This window comes from Paenibacillus sp. FJAT-27812 (genome assembly GCF_001273905.1).
GTDB lineage: Bacteria > Bacillota > Bacilli > Paenibacillales > Paenibacillaceae > Pristimantibacillus.
On the sequence record NZ_LIGH01000001.1, the window covers coordinates 776,153 to 797,750 of the forward strand.

General features: G+C 47.9%; 12 protein-coding genes and 1 riboswitch. Of the genes, 3 read left to right on the plus strand and 9 right to left on the minus strand.

Annotated elements, in window-relative coordinates; genetic code table 11:
• Window positions 1-9 precede the first annotated feature (9 nt).
• Window positions 10-89, plus strand: a riboswitch (ZMP/ZTP riboswitch).
• 62 nt (window positions 90-151) lie between these two features.
• Window positions 152-994 (plus strand): bifunctional 5,10-methylenetetrahydrofolate dehydrogenase/5,10-methenyltetrahydrofolate cyclohydrolase, encoded by an 843-nt coding sequence (locus tag ADU23_RS03340; RefSeq protein WP_053372449.1) that lies wholly within the window; start codon window positions 152-154, stop codon window positions 992-994.
• Between the two features lie 242 nt (window positions 995-1,236).
• Here ADU23_RS03340 and ADU23_RS03345 read toward each other — a convergent pair whose 3' ends face one another.
• The 6 genes from ADU23_RS03345 to ADU23_RS03370 all read right to left on the minus strand — a co-directional run bounded on the left by ADU23_RS03345 (window position 1,237) and on the right by ADU23_RS03370 (window position 15,154).
• Entirely contained in the window at window positions 1,237-2,193 is a 957-nt protein-coding gene (locus tag ADU23_RS03345) for a sugar-binding transcriptional regulator (protein ID WP_053372450.1), read from the minus strand.
• A gap of 210 nt (window positions 2,194-2,403) precedes the next feature.
• Complete coding sequence (locus tag ADU23_RS03350) at window positions 2,404-9,690, minus strand: 5'-nucleotidase C-terminal domain-containing protein (protein ID WP_053372451.1); 7,287 nt, start codon at window positions 9,688-9,690, stop codon at window positions 2,404-2,406.
• A 430-nt stretch (window positions 9,691-10,120) separates the two neighbouring features.
• A complete protein-coding gene (locus ADU23_RS03355; protein WP_053372452.1) occupies window positions 10,121-11,890 on the minus strand; it encodes an ABC transporter ATP-binding protein in 1,770 nt (589 codons plus the stop codon).
• 12 nt (window positions 11,891-11,902) lie between these two features.
• Window positions 11,903-13,645, minus strand: coding sequence for an ABC transporter ATP-binding protein (locus ADU23_RS03360; protein WP_053372453.1), 1,743 nt, complete (start codon window positions 13,643-13,645; stop codon window positions 11,903-11,905).
• Between the two features lie 145 nt (window positions 13,646-13,790).
• Window positions 13,791-14,345 carry a hypothetical protein gene (locus tag ADU23_RS03365; protein ID WP_053372454.1) on the minus strand — a complete coding sequence of 185 codons (555 nt, stop codon included), beginning with the start codon at window positions 14,343-14,345 and terminating at the stop codon, window positions 13,791-13,793.
• Entirely contained in the window at window positions 14,342-15,154 is an 813-nt protein-coding gene (locus ADU23_RS03370) for a hypothetical protein (RefSeq protein WP_053372455.1), read from the minus strand. Before ADU23_RS03370 ends, ADU23_RS03365 begins: the two co-directional genes overlap by 4 nt.
• Before the next feature lie 190 nt (window positions 15,155-15,344).
• Between ADU23_RS03370 and ADU23_RS03375 the strand changes: the two genes are divergently transcribed.
• Window positions 15,345-16,382, plus strand: coding sequence for a glycosyltransferase family 2 protein (locus tag ADU23_RS03375; RefSeq protein ID WP_063845940.1), 1,038 nt, complete (start codon window positions 15,345-15,347; stop codon window positions 16,380-16,382).
• Between the two features lie 166 nt (window positions 16,383-16,548).
• Here the strand turns inward: ADU23_RS03375 and ADU23_RS03380 are convergent, their stop codons facing one another.
• The 3 genes from ADU23_RS03380 to ADU23_RS03390 form a co-directional block, all read right to left on the minus strand.
• The gene (locus ADU23_RS03380) at window positions 16,549-16,902 is read right to left on the minus strand and encodes a helix-turn-helix domain-containing protein (RefSeq protein WP_053372456.1); all 354 of its coding nucleotides are present in this window, start codon (window positions 16,900-16,902) and stop codon (window positions 16,549-16,551) included.
• A gap of 219 nt (window positions 16,903-17,121) precedes the next feature.
• Window positions 17,122-18,174 carry an anthranilate phosphoribosyltransferase gene (locus ADU23_RS03385; protein ID WP_053372457.1) on the minus strand — a complete coding sequence of 351 codons (1,053 nt, stop codon included), beginning with the start codon at window positions 18,172-18,174 and terminating at the stop codon, window positions 17,122-17,124.
• A 9-nt stretch (window positions 18,175-18,183) separates the two neighbouring features.
• Window positions 18,184-18,801 (minus strand): ANTAR domain-containing response regulator, encoded by a 618-nt coding sequence (locus ADU23_RS03390; protein ID WP_053372458.1) that lies wholly within the window; start codon window positions 18,799-18,801, stop codon window positions 18,184-18,186.
• A 335-nt stretch (window positions 18,802-19,136) separates the two neighbouring features.
• On the opposite strand from ADU23_RS03390, the gene nirB reads away from it, so the two are divergent.
• Window positions 19,137-21,578 carry a nitrite reductase large subunit NirB gene (gene nirB, locus ADU23_RS03395; protein WP_053372459.1) on the plus strand — a complete coding sequence of 814 codons (2,442 nt, stop codon included), beginning with the start codon at window positions 19,137-19,139 and terminating at the stop codon, window positions 21,576-21,578.
• The last annotated feature ends 20 nt before the right edge of the window (window positions 21,579-21,598 follow it).

Genomic DNA, 21,598 nt, shown 5'->3' on the forward strand with positions numbered 1-21,598 from the left:
TAACAACAAAAAGCTGTGCGTGACTGGCGGAGCATGGGGAACCATGAGGAAGCGCATAGCAGCATTAGCCGTACGCCTGGGCAAAGGTAAGGGGACATTCCCCTTGCCTTTTTATGTTTTTCGACAACCATTCGAAGGAGCTGGGTAAACGATGACGGATAAACTTATTTTGGACGGGGCACGTGTCGCTGATGCAATTAAGGAGCAGTTGAAAGCAAGAGTGGAGGCGCTTGGCGCAAAGGGCATCGTTCCTTGTTTAGCTGCTATATTGGTCGGGGATGATCCTGCCTCTGAAACCTATGTTCGGATGAAAGGCAATGCCTGCAAGCGGCTCGGCATCGAGTCACGTCGCGTTCACTTGGATAAGTCCATCTCGACAGAGGACTTGCTTGACGTTATTTCGCAGTTAAATCAGGACCCGCTTGTACACGGCATTTTATTGCAGCACCCGGCGCCCCATCAGATCGATGAGCGTGCAGCTTTTGAAGCGATAAGCATCGAGAAGGATGTCGACGGCGTAACCGCGCTTGGCTTCGCTCAAAACGCTTTTGGTTACGCCGACTATCCTTCCTGCACGCCTGCCGCCATTATGGCGATACTCGATTATTACCAACTACCGATCGGGGGCAAACACGCTGTCGTCGTTGGACGCAGCCCGATTCTCGGCAAGCCGGTATCCATGATGCTGCTCAACCGCAATGCGACCGTTACCACCTGCCATTCCAAAACAGAGAATCTAGCTGACATGCTGCGGCTCGCCGATATCGTCGTCGCCGCGGTCGGCAAACCTGCGTTTATTCAAGGGGAATGGATTCGTGAAGGCGCAGTCGTGCTTGACGCCGGCTACAACAAAGGTAACGTCGGGGATGTCGACTACGAAGCCTGCCTAGCTAAGGCCAGTGCCATCACCCCAGTACCCGCAGGCGTTGGCCCCGTTACAATCGCTATGCTGCTGAAGCATACGGTTGATGCGGCGGAAAAGTCGGTACGATAAGGAAATAGAAGAGCTCTGTTGCAGCGTGTGCGTGCAATAGAGCTCTTTTTTTTGTGTGAGAGGGGGTAGTGATTGTGCAGCTATTGGGGGAGTACGTTCCGCTGCGCTGCACTTTCTGCAGCGTAGCGATTGATAGTTAGAGGCGTGTCTAGGATAGTCGGAATGAAGTGTTCCTTCTATAATACACGCCATGCAGGCGCGCTCGACATCACATTTCTAGCAAGCTAGAATCTATCCTTACTCTACAAATCACGCTCAAGCAAATACCTTGCCGTAAATTGATCTGTTATCAGCACGTTGGAGTAACCGCCGCGCAGCGCGCCATATATGCCATTCACTTTCTTGGCTCCGCCTGCTACCAGTATCGACTGCTCCTTTCGCCGCAGCTCATCCAGACTGATTCCGATCGTACGCCGGTTCAGCACTTCCGAGCATATGGCGCCTGCCGTATCGATGTAGCGTGAACAGATATCCCCTGCTCCCCGCTCATGAATAATTTTCAGATCGGTTTGAGTAAAATAATTCGCTTTAATCAATACGGAATCGTCGGTTGGCGCCCCTACAGTTACAACTGCAATATTAGACAGCTTCCCAAGCTCCAAAATATTGCGGATATGCCGATCCGACTCTATCGTTTGCTTCACAATTTCGTGATCAACAAGCGCAGGCAGCGGAATGAAGTAAGGTATCGTATGGAATGCTTTGCCGAATAAATGAATGATTTCATAAGCGTATGTATTCGTCTCTGAATGACTGACCCCGCCGTTTAGCTGCACGACCTTCACATCTCGAACAGGCTTATCCTTAAGCTGTGTGGCCATTTGATAAATGGTGGTCCCCCATGTTGTGGCGATGATATCGCCATCCTTCACGGTATCATATAAATAATTTGCGGCTGCTTCGCCTATATATCGTTTGACGATATTGTCATCATATTGGGGTACCGAAACAATGACGGCCTTCTTAAGCCCGAACTTTTTTTCCAAACGGTCAGCAAGCACATCATTATTGTCGTTAGGCGAGACTATTTTAATCTGAACATAACCCTCGTCCTTCGCCTGCTGCAGAAATCTTGAAATGGTAGGGCGCGACACGCCAAGCTTCTGCGCGATTTCTTCTTGATTATAATTTAATTCATAATAAAGTCTTGCAGCATCTATCATTTTGCTCAGTTTATCGTCCAATCGATCATCTGCCATCCTAGCTCAACTCTTTCCATGTATGACTATAGCGTAAACGGCTGCGCCGGCTGTTGCGGATAAGCCCATTCGCTTAAAAGGAATACACCCCACTTATATATATCAAAGCATTAGCAAAAATACAATGACAACCCTTTATCCATTCTGCCCATAAAATAAAACATCCCACCCCACTTGTCTGAAGTGGAATGGGATATTTTAAGTTAACGACTAACCTTTGTTCTTCTCATACTCCAGCGCCGCCAAAATCAGCGTTACAACCTGTGCCCTTGTTGCATTCTCTTGAGGCGCAAACCGGTTGCCTCCCATTCCTCCAACAAGACCCGCAGACTGTGCCGCAGCGATATAAGGACGTGCCCATGCCGGTATGTCGCTGACATCAGCGAATGATGACTTCGCATTCGGGTCAATCTTAATGCCAAGTGCGCGAACTAGAATAACGGTCATTTCTGTTCTTGTTAATGCGCTTGATGGTCGAAGCGTGTTATCCTCGTAGCCCGCTATAATCTTGTCCTCGATAAGCTGTGCAAAGAAGGAGCGCGCCCAAGCAGGTACTTGAGCCGCATCCGCAAAGTCCAGCTTGCTCTCTGACGATTCAAGCTTCAACGCTCTGCCGACCATAGTAATGAATTGTGCTCTCGTTGCTTTGTCTCCCGGATGGAACGTTCCGTCTCCATATCCGTTAACAAAACCAATCTTAACTGCTTCTTCAATTGCTTTTGCCGCCCAATGGCTGCCTACGTCACTAAACTCAATTACCGTACCTCCATTGCCACCAGGAGTTGGCGTTGGTGTTGGAGTTGGTGTTGGTGTCGGTGTCGGTGTCGGTGTCGGTGTTGGCGTCGGATTTGGATTAGGATTTCCGCCATCTGTTGGAAGCGGACCGCCATTCAGATCCGTAATACGGCCTTCAACTCCCGTATTGATCGTGCCGAGCTTCGAAATATGCTCGATGAACACCTCGTAATCAACTAGGTTCATCTCATACTGGCGTCCTGCATCCTTCGCTGCTTTCATCGAGCGGTAGAAGTCGCCGCCGTTTGCCATAAAGGAGTTCGTTGCCACAAAGTAATATGCATTCAGATCGATTGGACTGTAGCTGCCATTATCGTTTTTCATTTCGACTTTGACGATACGGCTGCCCTGTGTTACCAGCTTACCGTTTGCATCCAGCACTTCCGGCTGCTTCTTCGAGTCATAATAGTAGCGCATGCCCGAAACTTGCGGGAAACGGCCTTGTTTTGTATCGATTCCGCTTACGCCGTTCTCGAGCGCATCAACAATTTCCTGGCCCGTCATGCGAAGCGATGTCAGGTTATTGCCGAATGGCATAACCGTCAGCAATTCGCCCAGCGTGATGTCGCCATCCGTTTTGCCCTCTGCCTTTTGTTTAATCGACGTGCGAATTCCACCGCCATTTTGGATCGCTACAAAACCTTTTACCTCTAATTTCTTTAACTCTGGATTGCTGTTAACAAAGCTTTTTACTTTAGCGACCATCCCGTCCGTCATTAGATTTGCAAGGTTGGTTTCCTTAACGCGGGAAGGAGGGTTACCGCCTTCTAAATCCACATTCGTTTTGCCAATAACTTGTTTTTTAGTATCAGCAATGCCCTCATTGTAAGGCTTCAGCATTTCTAACGCTTCTGCATCCTCAGCATAACCGCTGATCGGCAGAAGCTTGCCATTCCATGCTGTCAACACGCCGCTTCCATTAAAGTCCAGATCCAAGCGGCCTAAATAATTGCCGTACTCTTCAGCTTGGACGACTAGCGTTGGCTCTTCTGCCGCATGGTAGACTACTGGCGCGTCAACCTTTGTATGGCTGTGTCCACCAACGATAACATCGATGCCGGTTACAGCTTCAGCCAGTTTTTTATCAAATTCATGGCCTAGGTGAGTCAAGGCCACGATTTTATTAATGCCTTCTTTTTGCAGCATTTTAACCGTTTCATCTGCCTTGGCAATGTAATTTTCGAACACGATATTTTCACCCGGCGAAGCAAGGAATTTCGTATCCTCCGTCGTTAGACCGAATATGCCGATCTTCTGGCCGTCTTTATCCAAAATGATCGCGTCATAAATTTTGCCATTTAATGCCGGCTTTCCTTTTTCTTGCTCCGATACATAGCCGCTTAGTGCTGGCTCCTTGCTGAAATCAATATTGGAGCTTACAAACGGGAATTTCGCATTCTTTACAAAATCGGCAAGCACAGCTGGACCCTTATCGAATTCATGGTTACCGAACACCATCGCGTCATAACCAATCTTATTCATAAATGCCAAATCCGCTTGTCCTAAATATTTGTTAAAGAACAACGTTCCTGAGAATACATCTCCTGCATCAAGCAAAATGGAGTTTTTCACTTCTGAGCGAATCTCTTTAATCGCCGTGAATCTTTTGGCAACCGTTTCAAGATGAGCATGCGTATCATTCACATGCATAAGCGTCATTTTGAAAGAATCGCTTGGTAGCGGACCGCCATTCAGATCCGTAATACGGCCTTCAACTCCCGTATTGATCGTGCCCAGCTTCGAAATATGCTCGATGAACACCTCGTAATCAACTAGGTTCATCTCATACTGGCGTCCTGCATCCTTCGCTGCTTTCATCGAGCGGTAGAAGTCGCCGCCGTTTGCCATGAAGGAGTTCGTTGCCACAAAGTAATATGCATTCAGATCGATTGGGCTATAGCTGCCATCAGCGTTTTTAATGTCAACTTTGACGATACGTTTGCCCGCAGTTACTAGATGTCCGTTTGCATCCAGTACTTCCGGCTGCTTCTTCGAATCATAGTAGTAGCGCATGCCCGAAACTTGCGGGAAACGGCCTTGTTTTGTATCAATTCCGCTTACGCCGTTCTCGAGCGCATCAACAATTTCCTGGCCCGTCATGCGAAGCGATGTCAGGTTATTGCCGAATGGCATAACTGTCAGCAATTCGCCCAGCGTGATGTCGCCATCTGCCTTGCCATCTGCCGTTCGTTTAATCGACTCGCGGATACCTCCGCCATTTTGGATCGCTACATAACCTTTTACCTCAAGCTTCTGTAATTCCGCATTGCTGCTCACAAAGCTTTTTACTTTTGCGACCATGCCGTCTGTCATTAGATTTGCGAGATTCGTTTCTTTCGCACGAACCGAATTGCGATCACCATCCAAAAATACATTCGTTTTGCCGATAATCTGTTTTTTGATGTCTTCAATGCCCGCATTATAAGGCTTCAGCATTTCTGTTGCATCTGGATCTGCTGCAAAAGTCGCAATATCAAGCAGCTTGCCATTCCAATTCGTAAGCACGCCAGCTTGATTGAATTTAACATCCAATCGACCCAAATATTTGTTATACTCCTCTGCTTGTACAACAAGCGTTGGCTCTGCACCTGCATGAATCACCTTTGGAACATCAACCTTTGTATGGCTGTGACCGCCAACAATAACGTCGATACCAGCAACCTGCTCGCCAAGTACAAGATCAAAGTCATGTCCTAGATGAGTCAAAGCAACAATTTTGTTAATCCCTTTGTCTTGAAGCGATTTAACTGTTTCTTTTGCCTTCGCGATATAGTCATTGAAAACGATATTTTCGCCAGGTGAAGCAAGGAACTTCGTATCCTCCGTCGTTAGTCCGAATACGCCGACCTTCGTCTTATCCTTGCCAACCTCAATGATAATAGAGTTGTAAATTTTACCGTCTGCCGGTTCTGCACCGACCGCTTGCTCAGCGAGATATCCGCTCAGCGCAGGCTCTTTACTGAAATCAATATTGGAGCTTACAAATGGGAATTTCGCATTTTTCACAAAATCCGCTAGTACTGATGGCCCTTTATCAAATTCATGATTACCGAATACCATCGCGTCGTATCCTAGCTTATTCATAAACGCCAGATCTGCTTGACCTAAATATTTATTGAAGAACAATGTGCCGGAGAACACATCACCAGCATCAAGCAAGACTGAATTGGGTGTTTCATTCCGTATCTGATTAACTGCAGTAAATCTTTTTGCTACGTTTGCCAGATTGGCATGCGAATCATTCACATGCATAATCGTCATAGAGAATTCCGCATCTTTCTTAGTGGACAGATCCAGCTGCGCAAGAAGCGGATCATGATCGCTCACACGGCCCTGTTCTGTCGAGAAATCAGCATTAACATGTACAACGTCAATATTGGCGTTTGCTTCAATTCCATTGTCTACTAGAATATGATCCAATGTTTGCGAATTGCCGTCATAGATGTAGGAATATCGTTCCGAAACATCCAGCTTATCGACAAGGTTCGTTAATTCCGCACCTTTGATCTTGTTTAGCGTTCCAGAGAATTGGAAGTCATTAAAGTCCCCTAGTACAACTACGCTTGCTTCCGGGTCTTTCGTCGTCAATTCTTTCACGAAGCCGTTCACGGTTAACGCTTGCTTGGCGCGCTGCACCTCGCTGCTGCGAACAACAGGCTGAATTTCACCCCAAGGCTTGCCGTCTCCGCCTTTGGAATTCAAATGGTTCGCAATAACAATGACACGTTTTCCTTGGAAATTAAATTCTCCGACGAGCGGCTTACGGGATGAAGCAAAGGTAGAAGCATCCGCAGATCCAATCCGACCAGGATTTTGCGTTAGACCTCCGATTCCATCCACTTTAATCGACGTTTTAAAATCGCCTTTTACTCCTGGTGCGAGTGTTACTCGATCAGTATTGTACAAGAAACCGACTCGAATATTTCCTCCGGGCGCTCCGCCGTCCTTATTATTTTCTGGAGCAACATCGGTATATTTATAAGTAGGGCCGCCTTTCGATTTAATAGCGTCAATCAACGTTTGGAAGCTTTGGGAAGCATCCGTATTGCCAGTGTCTTTCTCACCGTCATTATCTTGAACTTCCATTAAACCGATAATGTCCGGCTGTTTCATGTTCGTTACGATAATCGAAGCGATTTTGCCAGCTTTCACCGTGTCGGCAGGGCTGAAGTTTTCCACATTAAATGTAGCAATCGTCAGCTTGTCCGCATTTGGCTCAATGCTAGTTACCTTCTGCGTATTGCTGCTGCGGGTAATCGTTGGCAAAGCTTGCGTTGGCATCAGCTTATAGAGATCGCCAGCGTACTGAATCACGCCAACGATATTTCCGTTAAACGCATCACCCGTTTTAATTTCATCGCCTGCTGGCTTTGAGCCGCCAATATACAGCTTTTGCGGATTCAGGCTGCTGTCAGTAGCGTCTAAACCATTGCCTTCCAGCACGATACCGCCAAAAAGAGTTTTTACCGGATTATTTAATCCGTTGTCAAACGTAACCGGTGTTACTGCATTTGCATAAGGTCCTGTTATGCTAGGATTTTTCACTTCAACTAACATGCTCTCCAAGCTCTCGAAGAAGTCGATTGCATCAACCTCTGGATTAAACTTGGCGAAGCTGTCCGAATCGATTAGTTTAGGAACGATACGTCCTCCTGTACCAATCACTGTAGCTGTAGGAAGCGTATTATTGCTGGATAGCTTATTAATAGCCGTTGCATTAATTTGAGTTACAGTCAGGGATGGGCTGTTGCCAAATTCCTGTACTGTACCTGTCACGGAAACAGCATCCTTTACAGCAAGGCCATGCGCTTTTTTGTATACCTGAATAGCCTCGGAAGTATTCGGATTGTCATCCTGTTGATCATCAGGCGCCTGCATGAAGAAAGAATCCGCGCTGATCGAAGTTATAATGCCTGTAACATTTGAAACCTTTACATTATTGTAGATCGATTTATGAGTCTCGCCTTGAATTTTATTGATTGCAATACCATCTGTATTTCCCAATACCTTATACGTGAAAGTCGATACTTCGCTTGTTACCCCACCTGCTGTAACAACCGCTTTAATGACAGTATCTGCATTTACTACGATTGGACTAGCGTAAAGCGCACCAACCGAAGCAGTTGGCGTAGTGCCATCCGTCGTGTAACGAATAACTCCGCCTTCCGCAAGCGAACTTAATGAAACGGAAGCACCCGCATTAATGCCGCCTGAAGGAATGCTGGCTTGAACAGCTAACCGTTTCTCGACAATATCAAGCGTATTGCGCGGCAGCAGCTCGAGGCCTACGCTGGAATGATACGTCATAACACCGGTAACCTGCTCAAACGTCTTTCCTGCGACAAATGAAGCATCCGAGGAATAAATAATAATTTTCCCAGCGCTTGCCGCATCCGTTGCCGTAACAACGCCACTGGCAACACTTTCAACCGTAATATTTTTCACCTGTACGAAGCGACCTTCGAATTTGTTTCGATTGTCGGTCGTTTTGCCAAAGCTTGTAGAATCTACACTAGCAGGCGCAGGGATAGCTTCTGAACCCGTAACCTTCATATCATCCGCAGCTGCTTCTAATTGAAGCAAACCGTTAAACTCCGTAAGCTTTCCGAAAGCTTCAATCGTATCTCCCGGCTGAACGGATACGCTGCTTGGAACTCTTACGATAATGCCATTACTCGAATCTTGAACAAATAGATTAAAAAATGCACCGGATTCAGCACGATGAGTTACTGTTCCGCTGAGTGTCACGCTTGTACCAATTGCAGCCGCACGAGCTGCCGCGATTGTAATTTGGTTCGAGATGCTGTAAGAGAATTCACTTAATGCGCTATTCGCCAAGCCGTCTTTCTTCGCATAAGCATGAACCGTCGTTGGTCCATTAATTTCAATAGAGGTCACGCCCGGTTGATACCAATCATAATCTTCCGGAGCGATCTGCGTATCTCCTGAGCCATATACGCTGTAGTAGACGCTAGCGCCAACCGTTGGCGTCGAAAGATGAATGATCGTGCCTGGTTGAACCGCTCCGGAGCTTACGTCTGCCGTTACAGCTTCAACGCCGTCAGAAATGACTCCGTACGATGAATTCCGTGGATCTGGCGTGCCCACTTCGAAATCGGAATTGTTATTATTCGTATCTTGAGCACGATTGCCTTTGCGGATTGCTGCTGTAACATTCGTGAGCAGCGTTCCTGTAGGACCTGCGCCTTCGAATTCAGTAGCTGCACCATAGCCTACTAAATCAATAACCGTATTAGCGCTGTTGACCAGCTTCACCTTGCCGCTTGCCCCCGCCAAACTAAGATTGCCTGTTGCATCTGGGCTTGTCAGGTTTGGAGCTGCAGCATCAGCACCAGCAGCTTGTTGGGTTAAGTAATATTTTCCAGGTCCTATTTTACCCGATAATGGCATAAGATTGTTACCCGACGTCGGCCAAGATCCTGTTGCCGACGCGTAGATTAATGTCATCCCCGACAAGGAAATTTCATGATTGGTCGGATTATAAAGCTCAATGAAATCCTGCTTAAAGGTCGCCCCTGAGCCGTTACCCCCAGCTCCATAAACCTGTGAAATAACGATATTATCCCCCGCAGGCGTCGCCTGTACAGGGCTGCCCAAGCTTCCTAACATACCGGAAACCAACAGAAGAGCGACTAGCAGCATGCAGACTTGTTTCTGTATCCGCTTTACGATTCTCTGCATTCTAAATTTCTCCTCCCTTTAAACAAAAATGGTATTAAAGAACAATACATAACTATTATAGACTAGTGAAAATTTGTCATCACAATATCAACTTGAAATTAAGTTCCAGTAAACATGCACATTTGTTCATCGGCGGCAATAAAAATCCCCTTATCTCCATACATGCATGACATCCATAAACAGAATATTTGCATTGTTGAAGAAAGGGGTATAGCTTTGGGCCCAGAAGCTATTGGAGCCGTCTATTATTAATGTGATGTAAACTGACATATAACATATGAAAGAGTATACAGCGGATCGTTTTTCCTGTCAATTGGTACAATGTAATGATTTTCTAGGTATGAAATCCCGTGAAATATAACAAAAAGTACCATATATATGACATAGTTCGTCATACACACGGTACTTAGACAGAAATGATACGAAATCACTATTTTTTCATTGTGCTCACAGGCTCAGCCGAAGCTTTTTCACCCTTTTGCAGCTGATACATTTTGCAATACCTGCCCCCGAGCGCCATCAAAGCATCATGATTGCCGCGCTCGACGATCTCGCCGCGATGCAGCACAAGAATTTGGTCGGCATCGCGAATAGTGGACAGCCTATGCGCGATAATGAGCGTAGTGCGTCCCTGACTAACGACGCGCAGCGCTTGTTGAATAAGCCCCTCCGTTTCGCTGTCAATGCTAGCCGTCGCCTCATCCAATATAAGAATCGATGGATCAAAAGCGAGAGCTCTAGCGAAGGAAATAAGCTGCCTTTGGCCAGAGGAAAGCGTACTTCCGCGTTCAACGACAAGCTCATCATAACCGCCTGGCAGCTGTTCGATGAATGGCGCGGCGCCAACGTCCTTCAGCACTCTTTTAACGCGATCGATAGAAATGTCTTTATTGTAAAGACTGACGTTGAACTTGATATCACCGGCAAATAAATACGGATCCTGCAGCACGATCCCCATATGCTTGCGCAGCGCCTGCTTCGAATATGTCGAAATATCGCGACCGTCAATTGAGATAACGCCCTTATCCGGTTCATAAAAGCCTAGCAAAAGGTTCATAATCGAGCTTTTGCCGGAGCCCGTATGGCCTACCAAAGCGACGGTCTCACCCTTGCGCGCTTCAAACGAAATTTGCTTCAGCACGTTTTCGCCTTCTTTGTACGCGAAGGTTACTTGATCGAACTTCACGACGCCCTCTGGCCGCTTCACGTCCGCAACCTCCTCGACCTCCATGCCATCCATATCAAGTATCGCAAACACCTTCTCCGCCGATACGAACGCTCGCTGCGCATTCGTCAGCTGATCGAAAATACCGATAATCGGTTGGAAGATACGCCCCAGGTAGTCGATAAAGGCATAAAACACCCCGAACATGATAGAAGTCTCCAGAGACGCACGGCCAAAATACCAAATGACGAGCGCCGTCACTAGACTGCCAATTGTGCCCACAATGTTTCTGGATGACAAAGAGAAAACTCTAAACTGCTTAATTTGATTGACGTACCGATCCTCATTCAGCACTTCGAATTCATCCAGCGTCACCTTCTCGCGGCGAAACGCTTGAATAATCGGCATGACGACAATCGATTCATTGATCATCGCATTCATATCGCTAAGCCGAGCCCGCATAATCGTAATGTAGCGCTTCGAATACTTCAAATGAATGACCATAATGAGCGCGAAGAGCGGCGGCAGGAGCAGACAGTACAGGGCCAGGCGCACATCCAAAATAAACAGCGCCGTAAAGATGCCGATCAACTGCACGAAGCTGACGACAAAGGTCGCCATGAAGCTCATGAACAAATCCCGTACAGCCTCCGTGTCGTTTGCTATTCTCGAAACAATCTGACCGATGGGCGTATTGTCAAAATAGCGCAGCGGTATCCGCTGGATGTGGCGCATTAAATCCATGCGCATGTTTTTAATAATTTGCAGCGCTGTCGATTGCAAAATGTACGATTGCGAGAAATTTCCGATGCTCGCAACGAGCAGCAATCCCATATACAGAGCAAGCAGCCAGAGAACAGGCACTAGATCGCTGCCTTCAACGTCCAAATGCTTATCAATAATCGTTTTTATAATAAAAGGTCCGCCAAGCTCAGCGCCTACTGCGCAGCAAAGAATGAGCAGCGCGCCGATAATTCTGAACTTATAGACGAGAGCATATTGGAATAGTCTTCTCGCCGTTGATTGCTTTGGCATTCTACAGCCTCCTCATTCTTCCAAGCTTGCTTCCATTTGCTGCCGTTCCCACTGCTCCTTGTACCAGCCCCCGAACAGCATCAGCTCTTCATGCGAGCCTTCCTCGATGATCCTGCCTTCATTCAGCACGATGATCCAATCCGCATGGCTAACGGCAGAAAGACGATGGGTGTTGATAAACGTTGTCTTCCCTTCGCGCTCCAAGCGAATGTGATGCAAAATCCGGCTCTCGGTTCTCGCATCAACGGCCGACAACGAATCATCCAGCAGCAATATTTCCGAGTCTACGAGCAGCGCCCGCGCTATTGCTAAACGCTGCTTTTGTCCGCCCGACAGCATGACGCCATTTTCGCCAACAATCGTCTCTAGCCCCTCAGGCATCATCGCAATATCCTCAGTAAAAGAGGCCATTTCTACCGCGCGGGCAACTTCCTCAGGCATCGCATTTGGCTTGCCCAGCGCGATATTTTCTCTAATTGTTTTGGATAAGAGCAGATGCTCCTGCGGCACGTAAGCAATCCAGCGTCTCATCTGGTCGATCGCGATTTGCTCTACAGGCACGCCTGCTACGAACAACCGCTCCTGATCAAGCGGATATTGGCGAAGCAGCTGCTTCAGCAGCGTGCTCTTGCCGCTTCCCGTTTTACCTACGATCCCAAGCGTCTGGCCTCGTTCAAGCTGGAAAGATACCTGATCCAAGCTAGGATGGCTTGCGGTAGGATAAGTAAAAGTAAGCTGCTTCATCTCAATGCTCGTAGGCACTGCGACCGCAGCGAGCTTGTCCGCGTCCTCCAGATCCGGCTTTTGCGTGAGCGCCGTATCCAAGCGATCAGCAGATGCGCTGCCGCGCTGCAGAACGTTAATGAACTCGCCGAAGGAGATCATCGGCCAAATGAGCATGCCTAAATAAATATTGAAGGAAATCAGCTGTCCAAGCGATATCTCGCCTTGGAAGACAAGATAGGAGCCATAGCCAATGCCAATCGAATAGCTCACGCCAACAATCAATGAAATGATCGGCTGGAACAATGCGTTTAAAATCGATACCCGTTTGTTTTTGAGCATCACATCAGAGGTCACTTTATCAAATGCCGAAAGATCATCGTTCTCCTGCACGTACGAACGAATAACGCGAATGCCGGAGATGGATTCCAGCGCATGATCGTTCATTTTGCCAAAAGAGGCCTGAGCATCCAAGAACCTTGTCCTCACTTTTTTGCCTAGCTTGCTAATAACGACCGCCAGCAAGGGCAGCGGAATGAGGGCAGCAATCATTAATTTGTAGCTCACAAGCGAAATCATCATAATGACGACAACCGAAGCGCCAACGAGCGTATTGACGAGAGTCATGACGCCGTAGCCTGCCGTTTGTCCGATTGCCAAAATATCATTCGTTGCGAGCGCCATTAATTGCCCCGTGCTGTTGCGCTGAAAGAAAGCAGGCGTCATCCGCGTCAAATTCGCAAGCAGCCGTCCGCGCAGCACTTTCTCGACAAGCGCCGAGTTGCCAAACAGCGTCGTAATCCATATATAAACCATGACGTACAGCATAAGCGACAGCCCGATAAGCAGCAGCACCGTCTGCGACAAGCCTGCCGAAGTGAGCTCCCCTTCACGTATATGATCGACCGTCTTCCCAATGAGATTGGGCGGTATTGTGGACAGCAGGCTGACTAACGCCATGATGCTGACGGCTATTGCATAGCTCCCCCACCGATCTTTAAAAAACCATCGCAATCGATTTACAAACGACATCTTATCCCCCTTTTCCTGTTGCCAAAATAGCTTGCTGCATGCAGCATAAAAAAACACGGCGGCTCGAATGCCATCTTCGGCGCCAATTGTCCTTTTTAATTATAGCCGTATTTTAGATTATAATTTAAATTTACGGTAACCATATTTATTTTTTTGAAAAGCGGAACGGCAGCCGAACAAAATGCAGCTCGGCAATGAATGAAAAGAGTGCTAAAAGGATGAATAGAGGAATCCAGCTTTCATCCATATTCAATAGAAAAGGATAAAAGATAAGCTGCGCAGCCAATATCACCATATATAAGCTTTTGCGGCTTCGGACAGAATCCAGCAATATCTCCTGCCCATCCTGCTTTGCCAGCAAACCAAGCCCTTCAAAAACCAAGAAGGCAAGCACGACATGAAGGCCCAGAAGCGCTTGCGAATATAGTTGTTGCTGGATTGGAACTGCGGTAAAATCCGATAAGAATATGCCTGTATGGATCAACGCATTCGGCATAGAAACAACTACCAGAACAATCGCGATCCATTTTGCTTTGTTGAACACGGGCTGATAGGGGCTCATTGCATGCAGCGCTGACGCTATCATCATATAGCCTATGAAATCGGGGATTATGTCAACATAGCCGATGCGAATATCCAAAAAGGCAATGAACAGCCCCCATCCAAGCCGCCTGAGCGCGATATTCAAAGAGGTTTTCAATGAAGCGCACCTCCCGTTCGGACTAATCGCTTGACTTGGCTTTCACTCAAGTTGAAGTTATTATTAATTGGAATCCGCTCAACAATAGCTCCGCCCTCTTCCGTCTGGAAGTAAAGCGTAATGGCAGGCTTGTAAAATACAAGCGCAGCTGGCTCATCGTCCGGAAAGGACCATTGATACTCGAACGATAAGATTCTCCCTTGCGAGAATTTCGCAGGAAAAAGATACGAATCGACAGGCTGCCCCGACAAGTTAAGCTTAAACCACGGCTTCAAGCTGTCGCTGTATTCTATTTTTTCTAAAGCAGCAGACCTTGTTAATTTCACAAAATAGCTTCCAGCCCCCGTACTGGATGATCCCATTGAGGAAAAATCCAGCAAGCCTCCCCCGCTGCTCTCCACGACATTAATCTCGCCAATCGGAACCTTTCGAGGCTGTCCTTTATTATAAAAAACGGTTATTTCCTTGATCGTAAGCGGCGCCGCGATCTGCTGGCCAGCCTCAGCCGGCATCCATTCTGCTGCAGCCCTCATTAACGTTTGATATTGATATCTGCTGCGTTCATCAACCGCGAACCGAAGCTGCGGCAGCTCCTCTGCTTGAACATTTATGATCTTCTTGTCCGCATTATTATTTTCCAAAAAATGTAGTTCTATCAATTCGCCCTGAATGCTTCTAATCGAAATTTCATGCTTCAAAAACAGCGGCTCCGCTAATTGCATGCTCTGAAAGTACATTACATTACCGACCCAGCTGCCCACAACCAATAACAAAACGGCCGGCCACAACACTTTCCCCTTAAACTTCAAACATTCCTCCCCTTCCCCATTTTTCCATATTACCACTTTTTTAACTGTTGTAGCTTCCTTATCATTCATTAAGCTCTACGTAAAAATAACGATTTGTTCTTTATAACGAATGTGATATGATCAGTTTAAAGCTAGACTTGTAAGCGCTATTCATCTATTCATTAACGATCATACTTGGGGTGAGATGTGCATGGGCTATGCCATTAGTGTAATCGTGCCTATTTTTAATGCTGAAAGATGGCTGCTCCGATGCCTGCACCGCATCCTTCACCAGCCATTCCGTAACATAGAGGTGCTGCTTATTAATGACGGCTCCACGGATCGCAGCGGCGTCATTTGTGATGAATTCGCTGCTGCAGACGCTAGAATAAGAGTGATTCATAAACCCAACAGCGGAACAAGCAGCGCTAAAAACGTGGGCATCAAAGCTTCCAGCGGCAAATATATTGCCTTTCTCGATGCCGATGATGAGATTGATGAGTTATTTTTCGTTAAGCTTTACGCCACTGCGGAGGAGCATGGCTGCGAAGTCGTAATCAGCGGATACAGGACCGTTCCGACTGGACTAAGCGTGTCTCCGCATTACAAGCTCCATTCGCTTATAAGCGGGAAAGACCTCATTTTAAGCGCGGCAGCCGTTCATACCGGAAATGATTTATGTTTTGCCTGGCGAAGCTTATTTTTGCGGGAATCGCTTAATCGAAACGGCATTACGTTCCATGAGGGGCTGACGATTGGGGAGGATACGATCTTTCATCTTGAAGCGCTGCTAACTGCCGATCGCGCATACGCGCTCCCTGATATTTTATATTTCTACACCGTCAACAATATGGACAGTCTAATGAGCTCTCTCTACAAGCCTTATTTGGAGAGAAGCTTAATTCTTCAATATGAGCTAAGGAAACAACTGTCCGAGACCTTTGGCTTATGTGCCCATGATCATTATCGGAAAGACATGGCCGCATACCATATAGCGTCCATTTACAGCATGTTGATCCGCAATTTCAAAAATAGTCCCGTCCCCGCTACGAAAGAGGATATCGGAAGAATCCTTCATCTCGAGATGATCACGGACAGCACGAAGGTACTGGGCTATCAATACAAATGCAGCAGCTTAAAAGAGTACCTCTATTATTTGTCGATTAAATCCAAGCTTGCTGCCGTACTCTACAGCTGGGAATTTCGCGCACCGTTTATTCACGGCATCATTGGCGCACTAAGAAGGTGATACAGGAACCCGCACAAAAGAATAGGAATACTACAGGCAATGAGTATAGCGACTACGACAACTTTACTTTTTATTTGCTCCCTCATCATATCCTCCACTTCTCATATATCGGTTCCTTCATAGACGAATGATCAGGGAGCTTTGTTGCGCCTATATCAAAGCTTCTTTATTGCATTACATCCCCGACGACATATTCCCGTCTAGCGCTTGCTGCTTCATTAATCCAGTCTGCCAAACCACTCTTGCTAATAAATATGTCACTGCCAACTTTAAAATAAGGAAACATCTTGCCCGAAAAAGATCCGCTGTTTTGAAGCTTGCTTTGCTCAGCATTAATAATAAGGTTCACTTGCTTTTCGGATAAATCCAAGTATGCTGCTGCCTGTTCAATATTAAGGATCTCGCCTGGTGCTTGCTCCGTGGTTTGTCCTTCATGGTTAGCAATTATCATACAGCCCGCTATAATAGAAACACCTAAGATGAGAGCCGAAATAATGATCGATAAAGAATTAAATCTCACTCAATTCCTCCTTCAACCCTACCGATTTACTCAATCGCGATAAAATGGACATCCAAACCATCTTATCACAAGGCTCTTTTTTGTGGAATACATGTTAATATTTAGGACACTTTTCCCTTTATGCAGGCTATCTCTACGCAAAACAAAACCCGTATCCCACAACAAAGCGGAATACGGTTTACCGGGTTACTATTAAACAACGTAATTGCCATTCGCCTGTTATGTGGTGCGACAAGGCAGCGCCGCTTCGCTTCGCATCGCGCTTTGCCATTTGCGGTAAAGCTCCCATGCGGCCCCGCTATCGAGCAAAGCCTTGCAAATATACAGCCCTTCCTCCACCGAGTCGGCCTTCTCAGCCAATTGCAGTCTGACAGCTGCATTAAGCAGCACCTGATTAACGAATGCGAGATGTCCGCTCCCTTGCAGGACGGACTCCGAAACACGAAGCTGCTCGGTCGCCGTCCAATCGACTTCCGGCAGGGGCGTCTCTAGACCATAAGCATCCGGATCGATCATGCTTAGATGTGACTCTCCGTTTTCCACGAAATAGGTCCGGGTCGGCCTCTCGATGAACAGGTCCTCGGAGCCTTCCGCCCCTTGCACGATAAGCGCTTTTTTGTATTGCAAATTGCCCGCTAATTTTGCCATGCGCTCGAACACCGTATTATGATATACCCCAAATATTAAATAGGGAGAATGGGCAAAATCGATCAGCTTCTCGGCCGTATTCAGCACCGTTCGCATGCCCAGCTCAATCCGAATGGAACGAAGAGCTTTAAGCGGCGGGCACCATTCCTCCGTCGGAACGTACAGCACTCCCGTACCCGCAGCCGCTTGAACAATCTGGTCTTTCGATAATCGCTCCGCATCAATGCCGGCTTCCTTGAGCATATCGTGCAGCGTAATTCCCCATTTTGGCGGCAAGGATGCCGCTCCGTGCAGCGTAATGGGCAGGCCGGCGGCAGCAAGAAGGAAAGCCGTTGGAAATGTGGCGTAAAATGATTTTTTTCGGCCGTCATAGGGACCGGCGCAGTCGAGCCCTTGCTGGATCGGCTCGCGATAAGCATGCTTCCTGCATACAGCTACGAAAGCTTCGATTTCCTCGACGCTTTCCATCTTTATTCGTTCTGCGATAAAAAATGCGCCGATTTGCGCCGGGGTTGCCTTTAGCTCCAAAATGGCATGGGATGCCAGCAGCGCTTCATCATACCCAAGGTCGCGCGCTCCCCTTTTGCCGCGTCCGACTTCCTTTAACAGGTTGATCATCATCACAAAGCCCCCTTATTTTTGATCCTGAAGGATTTGGTATACCTTCACGATTGACGTTGCCACATCTACCATCCGCTTGCGCTCATTCATCGCCTGCTTTCGCAGCACGTCATACGCTTCCGCTTCGGAAATGTTTTTAATTTTGCACAAAATCCCCTTAGCCATATCGATCCACTTCCGCTCCTCAAGCCGCCCTTCCAGCTGCTTGCGCTCATTCATCCATTGCAGCCTCTCGAAGCATTGCTTAGAGCCAAAATGTAGCGCCCAGTGCAGCTCCTGCTCGCTCATCGAGGGTGTTAAAATGCCATCAACAGGCACGTCATCCTCACAAAATGCGGACGATAAAGAAGCTGTCGCGGCGCTGCACCACCAGAGCATCGGGACCGTCTTTTGCTTCAGCAGCCTTGTTCCCCATTGCTTCGCCTCATTGAGCGGCAAATGAAGGATTACGGCATCCGTGCTGCCCATGTGCAGAACGGCTTTCTTCTCATCCGACGTACGAAGGACTTGATACCCGTAGCACTCAAGCAAACATTTTGGCGTTTGTTTCTTCGAAAGCTGATCCGGCAGAGGGACCGCCGCCGCCACCTCGTTTGCTGTACGTTGATCGATCACCAACAAAGAACGCATGTAGAAGCGCCCCCTCCTATTCGACTTCGTTTGTTCATTGTGCACAAGTCGATCTATTTGTCATTATATATAACATAAAAACCTTAAAAATGTCATCACACAAGTTTTTCGTATTTTTGTGTTAAGTATATTGACACGAACTTCAGCCGCATTGTATATTAGCGTTATCAAAATCATATCATTCACGAATACAACGATGTATTCGTTTGAAGCGGCAAAGAAGCCTGCTTTCGTTTTCACGGGAGACGTACGTTCTCCTATGAAACGAGGCAGGCTTTTCTTATTTTCCCATAGCCAAAAGATAAACTTAGACAGATCGAGAGGAGAGAAATACAATGAGTATAGCAAAGAAGAAGCTAGTCCTTATCGGCAACGGCATGGCGGGGGTGCGGGCAATCGAGCATCTCTTGAAGCTTTCACCGGATACCTATGACATTACAATCTTCGGCGCTGAGCCGCATCCCAACTATAATCGAATTATGCTTTCATCCGTCTTGGCAGGCGGTGCAGATATGCAGGAAATTATCATTAACGACTGGGATTGGTACAAACAAAATAATATAGCCTTGCACACGGGCAACAAGGTAACGAACATTGATACGGAGCGCAAAAAGGTCATCTCTGAGCTAGGCATTGAAGTTGATTATGACGCCATCATCGTCGCTACCGGCTCCAACCCGTTCATGCTGCCGCTTCCCGGCGCAGACAAGGAAGGCGTCATCGCCTTCCGCGATATCCATGACTGCGAAGTGATGTTAAGCGCATCCCAAACTTATAAAAAAGCAGTCGTCATCGGCGGCGGCTTGCTCGGGCTGGAAGCTGCCCGCGGTCTCCTCCATCTCGGAATGGAAGTGAACGTCGTCCATATACACAGCTACCTGATGGAGCGTCAATTAGATGAAGCTGCTTCAAAAATGCTGCAGCGCGAGCTGGAAGCGCAAGGCATGCAATTTCTGCTGCAAAAAAATACGGCTTCCATTAAGGGCAAGCGCCGTGCTGCCGGACTCGCCTTCACGGACGGTACCGAAGTAGATGGCGATTTGGTCGTAATGGCCGTTGGCATTAGGCCTAACATAACGCTCGCTAAGGCGGCAGGCATCGAAGTCAATCGCGGCATCGTCGTAGATGATTTCATGCAAACGAGCGTGCCCGGTATTTATGCGGTCGGCGAATGCGCTGAGCACCGCGGCATTTCATACGGCCTTGTTGCGCCGCTATATGAACAAGGCGCGGTGCTCGCTAAGCATTTGGCCGGTGTGGAAACGACTGGTTATGCAGGGTCCGTCACCTCAACAAAACTAAAGGTGTCTGGCGTAGACGTGTTCTCGGCTGGCCGCTTCGTTGAAACGCCTGCTACTCGCGCCCTGAAAATGCAAGACGATTTAGCAGGCACTTACAAAAAGCTCGTCATTCAAGACGGCAAGCTGATTGGCGCCGTCCTATTCGGCGACACTTCGGACGGTGCACAATTATTCGCTTCTATTAAGAAAGGCGAATCGGTAGCAGGACGCGAGAAGGAGCTGCTGCTTGGCATCCCCTCCGATCTGCTTGGCAAATCCTCCGGCGGCAATAGGCTCGAGTCGATGGCTGATGATGAAATAATCTGTGGCTGCAACGGCGTAGCGAAAGGAACGATTGGCGATGCGATTACGAATAAGGGCTGCAATACGGTTAGCGCTATCAAATCCTGCACGAAAGCTTCCGCTTCCTGCGGCGGCTGTAAGCCATTAGTCGAAGGGCTCCTCCAGCTGTACGCCGGCGATGCGGCGGGCGAGCCGGTTAAAGAAGGCATCTGCGGCTGTACGACGCTCAGCCGCGATGAGATCGTCGCAGAAATTACAAGGATGGGCCTTAATTCGACCAAAGAAGTCATGAACGTGCTCGGCTGGCATAATGCTGAGGGCTGTACAAAATGCCGCCCGGCGCTTAACTATTACCTCGGCATGATCAATCCGGAGCAATACGTGGACGAGAATGAATCCCGTTTTACCAATGAACGTTATCATGCCAATATTCAGAAGGATGGCACCTACTCCGTTGTTCCGCGTATTTACGGCGGCGTGACCTCCCCTGCCGATTTAAAAAAAATCGCTGAGGTCGCCGAGAAGTTTGACGTTCCGATGGTTAAATTTACAGGCGGGCAGCGGCTCGACTTGCTTGGCGTCAAGAAAGAGGATCTCCCGAAAATTTGGGAGGAGCTCGATATGCCATCCGGCCACGCCTACGGGAAGACGCTGCGAACGGTAAAAACCTGCGTTGGCTCGACCTTTTGCCGCTTCGGCACGCAGGATGCGATCGGGATGGGCATCAAATTGGAAAAAGCGTTCGAGCGTCTGAATGCGCCCGCCAAAGTAAAGCTTGCCGTTTCCGGTTGTCCGCGCAATTGTGCGGAAGCGACGATTAAAGATTTTGGCGTAGTCGCCATCGATGGAGGCTGGGAGCTCCATGTCGGCGGCAACGGCGGAGTGAGAGTACGCGCAACTGACCTGCTCTGCATCGTCAAAACCGAGGAAGAGGTCATGGAATGGTCCTCCGCTTACTTGCAGCTTTACCGCGAGAATGCGCAGTGGAATGAACGTACAGCTCAGTGGATCGAACGCGTTGGACTGGGTTATGTGAAGAACGCGCTTCAAAACCCTGAAGATCGTCTCGCGCTGAAGTCCCGCATCGAGAAAACGTTAAGCCTAACGAGCGATCCTTGGAAAAAAATCGTCGAATCTGACGAACTGCGCAAAAATTTCGAGCAGCTCTCCACCCCGGTGACGGCAAATCGATAACTAAAAGGAGGACAACTTTC